Here is a 10,063-nt window from a genome sequence, read left to right on the forward strand (position 1 = left end):
GCGCAGCCCACGCGGCGCTCGCCGCGCGCGAGGCCGCGGGCGAGGCGGTGCCGGCGACCGCGTACGACTTCCCGGCCTACCGTTCGAGCGTGCTGCGCCACCCGACGAAGAACCCCAAGCTCGTCGACCCCGAGACGATCGAGCTGTTCTCGCCCGCGTTCGGGCAGCGCGACGTCGCCGCGATCGAGTCCGATCTGACGCTGCAGCACGCGGGGGAGCCGCTCGGCGAGCGCCTGACCGTGCGTGGACGCCTGCTCGACTCGTGGGGCCGTCCGTTGGCGAACCAGCTCATCGAGATCTGGCAGGCCAACTCCGCCGGACGCTACATCCACCAGCGCGACCAGCATCCGGCCCCGCTCGACCCGAACTTCACCGGTGCCGGGCGCGCGATCACCGACGACAACGGCGAGTACGCCTTCACGACGATCAAGCCCGGCCCCTACCCGTGGAAGAACCACCGGAACGCCTGGCGCCCCGCGCACATCCACTTCTCGGTGTTCGGCTCGTCGTTCACGCAGCGGTTGATCACCCAGATGTACTTCCCGGGCGACCCGCTGTTCGCGCTCGACCCGATCTACAACAGCATCCCCCGACAGAAGGATCGCGACGCCCTCGTCGGCGTCTACGACCACGACCTCACCTCGCCCGAGTGGGCGACCGGCTACCGCTTCGACATCGTCGTCGACGGCGCCGACGCGACGTGGTTCGAGCAGGAAGGCGACGAGTGATGAGCGCGGTCCCCGAAAAGACCCACCGGCCCACCCCGGGGCAGACGGTCGGTCCGTTCTTCGCCTACGGGCTGGAGTTCCCGAAGCAGCACCAGGTCGTCTTCCCGCATTCGCCCGGCGCGATCGTGCTCTCGGGCACGGTCCTCGACGGTGCGGGGTCCCCGATCCCCGACGCCCTCGTCGAGATCTTCGGAGCGGATGCCGACGGCGCGGTGCCCCGCGCCCGCGGCGCGTTCCGTCGCGACGACCACACCTTCACCGGGTTCGGACGGGCCTTCACGAACGACGAGGGGCACTTCGAGTTCTGGACGCGCGAGCCCGGTGGCATCCAGGGGCGCCCCGGATTCTTCGCCGCGATCGTGTTCGCCCGCGGGCTGCCGAACAAACTGCACACCCGCATCTACGTGCCCGGCGACGCCGCGGCGCTCGCCGCCGACCCGCTGCTGTCCTCGCTGGACGAGGCGGAGCGCGCTAGCCTCGTGGCGACGCGCACGCCCGACGGCCACCTCCGGCACGACATCCGATTGCAGGGCGAGAAGGAGACGGTCTTCCTTGCCTTCTGACCCCCTCGACGCCGGGCTCCTCTCGCCCGTCACCGCCGGTCACGACGATCTCGTCGCCGATCGGGTCTACCTGGATGCGATGGTGGGAGCCGAATGCGCCCTCGTCACCGCCTACGCGGAGCTCGGGATCGCCCCGTCGGAGGCGGCCGTCGCCGTCGACCACGCGTTCGGTCTCGACGAGAAGTACGGGCGGCCGTCGCAGGGGATCGACGTCGAGGCTCTCGCGGGCGCCGCGGTCGCCGGCGGCAACCCCGTCATCCCGCTCGTCGGCGAGCTGAAGGCCCGCGTCCCGGCCGAGTACGCGCCGTGGATCCACCGCGGAGCCACGAGCCAGGACATCCTCGACACCGCGACCATGATCGTCGCGCGCCGTGCCGTCGCCCAGGTGCGGTCCTCGCTCACTCACACCTCGCAGTGGCTGCGCGCGCAAGCCGAGGCGCACGCCGACACCGTCGCCGCGGCCCGCACCCTCACGCAGCACGCGGTCCCGACGACCGTGGGGCTCCGCGCGGCGACGTGGGAGCGTGGCATCCGTCGCGCCGTCGACCGGCTCGACGGGCTCGTGTTCCCCGCTCAGCTCGGCGGTGCGGGCGGAACGCTCGCATCGTTCGTCGAGATCACCGGATCCGAGGATGCCGCCGCCGCCCTGCCCGCGGCCTTCGCTCGGGCCGCGGGGCTCGAGGCGCCCGACGCTCCGTGGCACGTCACGCGCTGGCCCGTGACCGAGCTCGGCGACGCGCTCGTGCAGGCGATCGACGCGGTCGGCAAGCTCGCCGCCGACGTCGCGACGCTCAGCCGCACCGAGATCGGCGAGGTCGCCGAGGGGACCGGGGGCGGCTCCTCCGCGATGCCGCAGAAGCAGAACCCCGCCGAGGCCGTGCTCCTGCGCTCAGCGGCTCTGCGCGCCCCGCAGCTGGGCGCAACCCTGCACCTGGCCGCCGCGCTCGCCGTCGACGAGCGGCCCGACGGGGCGTGGCACGCCGAGTGGCCGACGCTGCGCGAACTCCTGCGGCTCGCGCTCGGGGCGTCGTGGCACGCCTCCTCGCTCGCCGCGCACCTCCGGGTGGATCCGGATGCCGCGGCCCTCACCGTTGCGCTCACCGGCGGCCGCATCGTCAGTGAGCGGTTGCGCGGCGTCCTCGTGCCCCTGATCGGCGCCGAGCGATTCACCGCGCTCGTCGCGGGCGACGCCGACCTGGGCGACGCGCTGCGCACCCTCCCCGAGGCTCGCGACCTCGACATCGACGCGCTGCTCGACCCGGCCGGGTACCTCGGTCTCGCGCCGCGCCTGGCCCGTGAGGAGGGGCGCGCATGATCGCCCTGACCGCTCCCGTCGGACCCGAAGGGGCTCCGCTCATCGTGCTCGGCCCGTCGCTGGGTACCTCGACGATCCTGTGGGACGACGTGGTGCCGCTCCTCACCGACGAGTACCGCGTCTCGGCGTGGGACCTCCCCGGTCACGGCGCGGCCCCGGTCGCACGCGCGCCCTTCACCGTCGCCGACCTCGCCGACGCCGTCGCTGCGGCCGTGCCCGACGCGACGTTCTTCTACGCCGGGGTGTCGCTCGGCGGCGCCACCGGACTTGAGCTCGCACTCCGGCACGGCGGGCGACTGCGGGCGGCGGCGATCGTGGCATCCGGGGCCAAGCTCGGTGACCCGGAGGCGTGGGCCGACCGTGCCGCGCAGGCGCGGACGCAAAGCACCTCGAGCCTTCTCATCGGCTCCGCGCAGCGGTGGTTCGCCCCCGACTCGATCGCGCGGCGACCCGTCCTGACGGGGCGCCTCCTCCACGTCCTGCAGGACGCCGACGACGAGAGCTACGCCCGCTGCTGCGAGGCGCTCGCGGCGTACGACGTGCGCGGCGACCTCGGGCGGATCGAGGTGCCCGTCCTTGCGGCGTGGGGGGCGTTCGACGCCGTCGCGCCCGAGGTGAAAGCCGTCGAGATCGCCGCGGGGGTCGCCGACGGCCGCGTCGCCCGCATCGACGATGCCGGGCACCTGCCACCCGCCGAGCAGCCCGAGGCCGTGGCCGCGCTGCTGCGCACGTTCTTCGCATCCGTCGCCGAGGGAGGCACCCGATGACCACCGATCAGGAGCGCTACGACCGGGGCATGACGGTGCGGCGCGAGGTGCTCTCGGACGCCCACGTCGACCGCGCCACCGCGGCGGCGACCGAGCTCACCGCCGACTGGCAGGACTTCATCACGCGCGTGGCGTGGGGCGACATCTGGTCGCGGCCGGGCCTGGACCGGCGCTCGCGCTCGATCGCCGTGCTGACCTCGCTCATCGCCCACGGGCACCACGAGGAGCTCGCGATGCACCTGCGCGCGGCGCTGCGCAACGGCCTGACCGTGGACGAGGTCCGCGAGGTCATCCTGCAGTCCGCGATCTATTCAGGCGTGCCCGCGGCGAATACGGCCTTCCGCATCGCGACCGAGGTGTTCCGCTCGGAGGCGTGAGGGGTCAATTTCTGTCGCTTCCGGCCCACAGAAGCGACAGAAACTGACCCCTCACGCGCGTGGATGTGGGGGATCAGGAACGCTTATGTCGAAAACTGGCATAAGCGGGTAGCGTCGAAGCGACACTACAGAGAGTGAGCGACGATGCTTCTCGAGAGAGACCTCATCCAGTCCGTCGGATTCCGCAACGTCCGGGAGGGCGGCGAGATCACGGGCTTCCAGTTCCGCGTCCGGATGCCGTCGTACCGCGGCATGGCGGCCTCGCTCATCGACGGCATCGGGGTGAGCATCCCCGGGCTCGTCGACGTCGAACCCGACGTGCCGCGGTGGACCCTCCAGGGCCGGCAGTACACGCTCGCCGAGCTGTGGGACGGCGACGGCGTGCGCTGGCCGCTCGAGGACGCCGCGATCATCACGGTGCCGCTGCCCGGCGGGCTCCCCGACGGTGTGCACGAGCTGGCGATCGACCTGCGTCTGCGGATGTCGTACATCCCCGAGGAGCACCAGCCGAGCCGCTATCGCGTCGCCAAGAGCGTGACCCTCGCGCCCGAGGCATCCGGTGCTCCCTTCCGCTACGGCGTCTCGCTCTACAGCTACATGGGCGACTACGGCACGGTCATGGACCTCGAGACCGCTCTCGCCTCGATCGCCGACCTCGGGGCCACGGGCGTCGAGATCCTCGGCGAGGGGCATGTGCCGAACTACCCGAACCCCCCGCAGGAGTGGGTCGACGAGTGGTTCCATCTGCTCGAGAAGTACGGCCTCGAACCCACGAACTACGGCTCGTGGATCGACACGCGCCTGCACTCGAGCGGTCCGCACGGCCGGGACATGACGGTGGAGGAGGGTGCTGCCGCCCTGCAGCGCGACCTGCGCCTCGCGAAGCGCTTGGGCTTCCGGTTCGTGCGGCCCAAGATCGGCGTCGTGTCCGGCGACCTGATCCCTCACCCCATCTGGACCGAGGTGGTCGAGGCCTCTCTTCCCCTCGCCGAGGAGCTCGACGTCGTCATCTGCCCCGAGATCCACTCACCGACGCCCATCGCGCACGAGGTCGTCGACGACTACATCGCCTTCATCCGCCGCACCGGCACGAAGCACTTCGGTCTGCTCCTGGACACCGGGATCTTCCAGGACCGCCCGATTCCGCTGCGCCCCGGCGAGTTGCCGGGGCGGCGTCCGGCGTTCCTCGACGGCATCCATGTGGATCCCGCCGACGTGTTCGACATCATCGATCACGTCGTGTTCATCCAGGCGAAGTTCCACGACATCGACGAAGACCTCGAGGACCAGCAGATCCCATGGGAGCCCGTGCTGAAAGCGCTGAAGGACGCCGGGTACACCGGCTACCTCTCGAGCGAGTACGAGGGCGAGCGCGAACCGTGGCGCTCGATCGAGCAGGTGCGCCGTCAGCACTCGCTGATGCGCCAGATCACCGACCGGATCTGAGAGAGACGACCATGCCCAACGGACTGATCCACGACGACAGCCTGCGCGCGCACCCCGACGGGCTCGCGCTGAGGCTCACCCTGCCCTGGTATCGCAGCCTGTGGCTCTCGTCGGTGACCACGCTCGAGCTCACCGTCGACGGGGAACGGGTGGATGCCGACGACCTCCGGTTCGACCTCGGCGACCGGTCCTCCCGCCTCGACGAGCTGCCCGCGGAGAGTGAGACCCTGTGGTTCCTGCAGGAGCACCCGCTGCTCGTCGCACGCCGTGCGACGCCCGTCGCCCTCGGTGAGACACACGACGTCGTCCTGCACGGCGAGCTGCGCCTGCCGTACATGCAGATCGCGCCGGGACAGGACGGTGGGCCGGGGATGTACGTGCCGAACGTCGTCCACGATGTGAGGTCCCTCACGGTCGTCGACGCGGATGCCGCACCTCCGGCGCTCGTGCACGAGGTCGTCCCGCCGCCGGTCGCCGCCGCCGACGATCCGTTCCGCCTCGGTCTCACCCTCTACTCGGCCAGCGCCGAGTTCCGCGCGGGCTGGTACGACTTCGACGGCCTCCTCGACCGGGTGGCGGAGCTGGGCATCGGCCCCGGCATCGAGATCGTGGCATCCCAGATGGTGCCGACCTACCCGGTCGTCTCGGAGGACTTCGTCCGCACGTGGCGGGACGCGTTCGACCGGCACGGGTTCGTCGAGAGCTCGTTCGGAGCGAACCTCGACATGGGTCGCAGACGCGATCGCGACATGACGCCCGACGAGGAGTTCGCCTTCTCGACGCTGATGTTCGAGGGGGCGAAGAAGCTCGGGTTCCCGCTCGTGCGCATCCAATCGGCGAAGCCCGAGCTGCTGCGCCGGCTGCTGCCGATCGCCGAGGATCTCGAGCTGAAGCTCGCGTACGAGATCCACGCCCCGATGGGGCCGAACGCCGAGGCGATCCTGCGCGTACGCGAGACGTACGCCGACCTCGATTCGCCCCTGCTGGGCTTCGTCGCCGATTTCTCGTCGACGATGCACGCGATGTCGCCGACCCTGCTGCGCGCCGTGCGTCGGGCCGGGCTCGACGACGACGCGGTCGCGAAGCTGCAGGAGATCTGGGCGACGGATGCCACGATGCCGGCGCGTCAGCAGGAGTTCCTCGGCTACCTCCGCGGGCGGGACTTCGACCCGGGGCGTCTGGGCTCGTTCGCGCACCTCGCGTTCAACATGCACGGTCACGTCGACCCGCGGGAGTGGGCCGACATCATGCCGCAGATCCTGCACGTGCACGCGAAGTTCTACGACATCGACGACGCCGGCCAGGAGCCCGCGATCGACTACCCCGAACTCGTCCGCGTCTTCGTCGAGGGCGGGTACCGCGGCTTCTGGTCGAGCGAGTGGGAGGGGCACGCCTTCGCCGAGCTCGGCGAGGTCGACCCGCTGCTGCTCGTCCGGCGTCAGCACGACCTCATCCGGTCGGCGATGCGGGCCGTGACGGCGTAGATCGTCAGACCGGGGCGTGGCCGGCGGCGATCATCCGGCCCGCCTCGGCGAACAGCCCGCGCATCCACTCATGCTCGGGGTCCCGCGTGTGCGAGGGGTGCCACCACAGGGCGCTCACCAGCGGCGTCGCCGCGAAGGGCAGCGGAACCACCCGGATGCCGCCGATGCGGAGGATGTGCGGGGCGAGCGCGGACTGCACGAGCCCGACGCGTCGGGTGCCGCTGATGAAGTGCCCGACCGAGAGGAAGCTCTCCAGGACGACCTCGATCTTGGGCTCGACGCCCAGCTGCTGCACCTGCCGGGCCGCGGAGGTGAAGGCCGATCGGGACTGGAAGGTCAGGACCCAGGGCAGCTCCGACAGGTTCTCCATCGTGAGGGCCTCGCCCACCGCGTCGTTGTCGGCCGAGACCACCGCGAGCCAGTCGTCCTGCCAGAGGTCGAGGTAGGGGAGCTCGGACACGGGCCCGTGCGGGATCACCATGGCATCCGCCGAGCGCAGTCGCGTCGCGGCGTCCTCGACGATGCCGGGGTTGTGCAGCATGTACCGGAAGCGCACGCCGGGCGCGCGTTCGGCGGCGAGGCGCGACACGAGGGTGCCGACGGTGACGAAGCCGTAGTCGGAGCCGTAGATCGAGAACTCCCGGGTGGATTCCGCGGGCGACCACGAGGCCTGGCTCTCGAACACCCGTCGCGCGGCCTCGAGCGCGGTCGTGGTGTGGTCGGTCAGCCGCACGGCGAACGGGGTGAGCTCGTACGTGTTTCCGCGTCGGGCGAGGATCTGATCGTTGAAGTGGGTCCGCAGACGCGCGAGCGAGGCGCTGAGCGCGGGCTGGCTGAGGTGCAGGCTCTCTGCCGCGCGCGTCACGCTGCGCTCGGTGAGCAGGGCGTCGAGGGAAACCAGGAGGTTCAGATCGAGGCGGGATAGCGCGGAGTTGTCGGACACGTCGTCGTGTTCTCCTCGTGCCGAGGCGGAACGAATGGGGCACGAGGAGCGTATCAACCGCATTGATGGAATGGCTGAACATATATCACTTCGTGATTCGGCCGACCTGCTCGGCGGGGTCTACGGAGTCGCGGTCTCGCCAGCGTCCGTGGAGGAACGACATCGGGGGAGTCGACTCGCCAGCTCTGCGTCGCTCGGCGCAACGACGACGATCGGCTGCCACCCGAAGGCGACAGCCGATCGTCGTGGACGGGGCTCAGCCCCAGGCGTTGTCCATATCGGCGAGCACCTGGTCGACCGTCTTCTGGCCCGTCAGCAGGCCCTGGACGCCCGCTCCCAGTGCGTCGTAGATGGCCGGGTTCGGCCAAGCGGCGTTCGGCAGACCCGTGTAGGAGTTCGATTCCAGCAGGGAGCCGATGTTCTTGTACTGCGGGAGCAGGCTTCCCTCAGAGGCGCCCACGATCGGCACGCCGCCGAACGCGTCGGCGAAAGCCGCCGCCTGCTCGGGAGTGGCGACCCAGTCGAGGAACTCCTGGATGAGCTTCTTCTTGGAGTCGTCGACCTTCGCGTTGATCGACCAGGCATAGTTCGCCGAGGCGAGGAGGAACGGCTTCTGTCCCGAAGAGGGCGGGAAGCTCTGAACGGTCAAGTCGGCACCGCTGGCCGCGCTGATCGAGCTCGCCGCGCTGCCGGGAACAGCAGCCGAGAGCGCCGTACCGCCGCCGAGGCCGGCCGTGATGTTGTCGAACGTGCCACCCGCGGCGCCGTCCTGGAAACACCCGGCCGCGTTCATGTCGACGAGGTCCTGGAGCGTCTCCTTCCAGCCGGCGGTCCCGGCGAAGGTCACCTTGCCGGCCGCACGCTGGGCGTTCCAGTCGGGCTGGGCCTCGTACACGCGGGTCGCGGAGACGAGCTGCGCCATCAGGCCGGTGTTGAAGGGGATGGCGCCGGCGAGGACCGTGAAGGTCTTGCCGGCATTGCGCGCCGTCTTGCAGTCCTCGAGCAGCGCCTTGTAGCTGTCGGGGTACTTCGACACGCCCGCCTCGGCGGCGGCGCCGTTGTTGTAGACGAGGCCGACGGGGATGAGAGACGTCGGCTGTCCGTAGGTCTTGCCGTCGACTTGGTACTGACCCTCGGAGTTCTTCGGGATGACGCTGGCCGACGACTCCGCGAGAGGGGCCAGCAGGCCCGCTTCGGCGAGGGAGATGATCGAGATCGGCTGACCGGTGCCGGGCGCGAGGATCATGACGTCCGCGGCGTTGCCGGCCTGAAGCTGCGTCGTGACCTGAGTGTTGTATGCGTCGGAGGGGTAGGGGATGACCTCGATGTCGACGCCCTTCTCCTTCCCGTACGCCTCGAGCGTCTTGGCGTAGGCCTGGTCGTCGTCGTTGGCCTGCGCCACCATCACGGTGAAGCCGTTTGCCGAGTCGCCGCCGCCAGCGTCGGTGCCGCCCGAGCATCCGGCGAGGAGGAGGGCGCCGGCGAGGGGAGCTGCGAGCAGCGGAAGGCGCAGGGGCCGCAGGAGAGTGTGCTGTGGCATGGACGTACCCTTTCGTGACTTCTTTGTCGCCAGCCCGGGTGGTCGCTGGCTCGGCCGGGTGACCGCAGCTTCAGCGTGGCACACATTCGTCGGAATCCGACATTAGCCTTGTTGATGCCGTGCAATAGTGCGAGCGATCCGCGTCAGAGCGCGGGCGGAGCGACGAGGGTCACCGGTCCGGCGAGACCGGCAGGACGCGGGACGGCGTCCGAAGAGAAGACCTCCGTCATCGGGGTGAAGATCTCGCCGGAAGGATTCCGCGCTTCGGAGATGAGACGGTTGCGCCACGGCACCGCGACCTCGACCTCCACCTCGTTGGGTCCGTCGGTCCAGGCGTCGTACACCGGCACGCGGTACGGGCTGGTCCACGCAACCCCGCACGGTCGCCCGTTCACCCGCACGCGAGCGACACCCTGGACGTCCCCCAGATCGAGCTCCGCTCCGGGAATGGCGGGTCCGGTCGAGGTGAGCCGTGCCCGGTAGACGCCGGTGCCGGAGAAAGCGCGCGCTCTCTCGTGCCCGTCGGTCCAGAGCCGAGGGAGGTCGCCCTGCTCCTCCCTGGGAAGCCCCGGAAGCTCCACGCGCCAATCGCCCCTCAGTGGGGTGCTCATCTTCGGAGAGGGGGCGAGGGCGCGCTTGTCGGGCTGATCGACCACGAACGTCGAACCGAATGCGGGCAGTGTCATCTCGGCCTGGCCGTCGCGGACATCGAGCGCGTGTCGCTGGAGACGCACCGGGTCCCATGTCTCCGCATGCGCGGGGAGCCCGCCCACGGTGACCGTGATCGGTTCGGGAGAAGGGTTGGCGAAGAACTCCACGCGCCGGTGCCCGACGACGCGTGCGATGCGGCGCACGGGTGGGCCGTGGACCGGGCGGGCGGGCGCGAGCCCGAGGTCGGCC

10 protein-coding genes are annotated in these 10,063 nt (G+C 70.5%); 7 read left to right on the forward strand and 3 right to left on the reverse strand.

Translation table 11 applies throughout. The features are described from left to right. The 7 genes from pcaH to LQV45_RS11415 form a co-directional block, all read left to right on the forward strand. The coding region (gene pcaH, locus LQV45_RS11385) for a protocatechuate 3,4-dioxygenase subunit beta (protein ID WP_230007123.1) at nt 1–728 on the forward strand (728 nt) is incomplete at its 5' end. Further along, the gene (pcaG, locus tag LQV45_RS11390; RefSeq protein ID WP_230007124.1) at nt 728–1,291 is read left to right on the forward strand and encodes a protocatechuate 3,4-dioxygenase subunit alpha; all 564 of its coding nucleotides are present in this window, start codon (nt 728–730) and stop codon (nt 1,289–1,291) included. The genes pcaH and pcaG, both read left to right, overlap by 1 nt. Continuing rightward, nucleotides 1,281–2,606, forward strand: coding sequence for a lyase family protein (locus LQV45_RS11395; protein WP_230007125.1), 1,326 nt, complete (start codon nt 1,281–1,283; stop codon nt 2,604–2,606). The genes pcaG and LQV45_RS11395 overlap by 11 nt, the downstream gene beginning before the upstream one ends. Continuing rightward, nucleotides 2,603–3,373, forward strand: coding sequence for an alpha/beta fold hydrolase (locus LQV45_RS11400; protein WP_230007126.1), 771 nt, complete (start codon nt 2,603–2,605; stop codon nt 3,371–3,373). The genes LQV45_RS11395 and LQV45_RS11400 overlap by 4 nt, the downstream gene beginning before the upstream one ends. After that, entirely contained in the window at nt 3,370–3,750 is a 381-nt protein-coding gene (gene pcaC / locus LQV45_RS11405; RefSeq protein WP_230007127.1) for a 4-carboxymuconolactone decarboxylase, read from the forward strand. The genes LQV45_RS11400 and pcaC overlap by 4 nt, the downstream gene beginning before the upstream one ends. A 144-nt stretch (nt 3,751–3,894) precedes the next feature. Next, nucleotides 3,895–5,196, forward strand: coding sequence for a DUF6379 domain-containing protein (locus LQV45_RS11410; protein ID WP_230007128.1), 1,302 nt, complete (start codon nt 3,895–3,897; stop codon nt 5,194–5,196). Between the two features lie 11 nt (nt 5,197–5,207). Further along, nucleotides 5,208–6,680, forward strand: coding sequence for a DUF6379 domain-containing protein (locus LQV45_RS11415; RefSeq protein WP_230007129.1), 1,473 nt, complete (start codon nt 5,208–5,210; stop codon nt 6,678–6,680). 4 nt (nt 6,681–6,684) lie between these two features. Here the strand turns inward: LQV45_RS11415 and LQV45_RS11420 are convergent, their stop codons facing one another. From LQV45_RS11420 to LQV45_RS11430, 3 genes are all read right to left on the reverse strand, one after another. Continuing rightward, nucleotides 6,685–7,623 (reverse strand): LysR family transcriptional regulator, encoded by a 939-nt coding sequence (locus LQV45_RS11420; RefSeq protein ID WP_230007130.1) that lies wholly within the window; start codon nt 7,621–7,623, stop codon nt 6,685–6,687. A gap of 256 nt (nt 7,624–7,879) precedes the next feature. Then, nucleotides 7,880–9,163 (reverse strand): ABC transporter substrate-binding protein, encoded by a 1,284-nt coding sequence (locus LQV45_RS11425; protein WP_230007131.1) that lies wholly within the window; start codon nt 9,161–9,163, stop codon nt 7,880–7,882. 143 nt (nt 9,164–9,306) lie between these two features. Next, a partial coding sequence (locus LQV45_RS11430) for a glycosylhydrolase-like jelly roll fold domain-containing protein (protein ID WP_374208189.1) occupies nt 9,307–10,063 on the reverse strand: 757 nt, incomplete at its 5' end.

This window comes from Microbacterium sp. Bi128 (genome assembly GCF_918698205.1).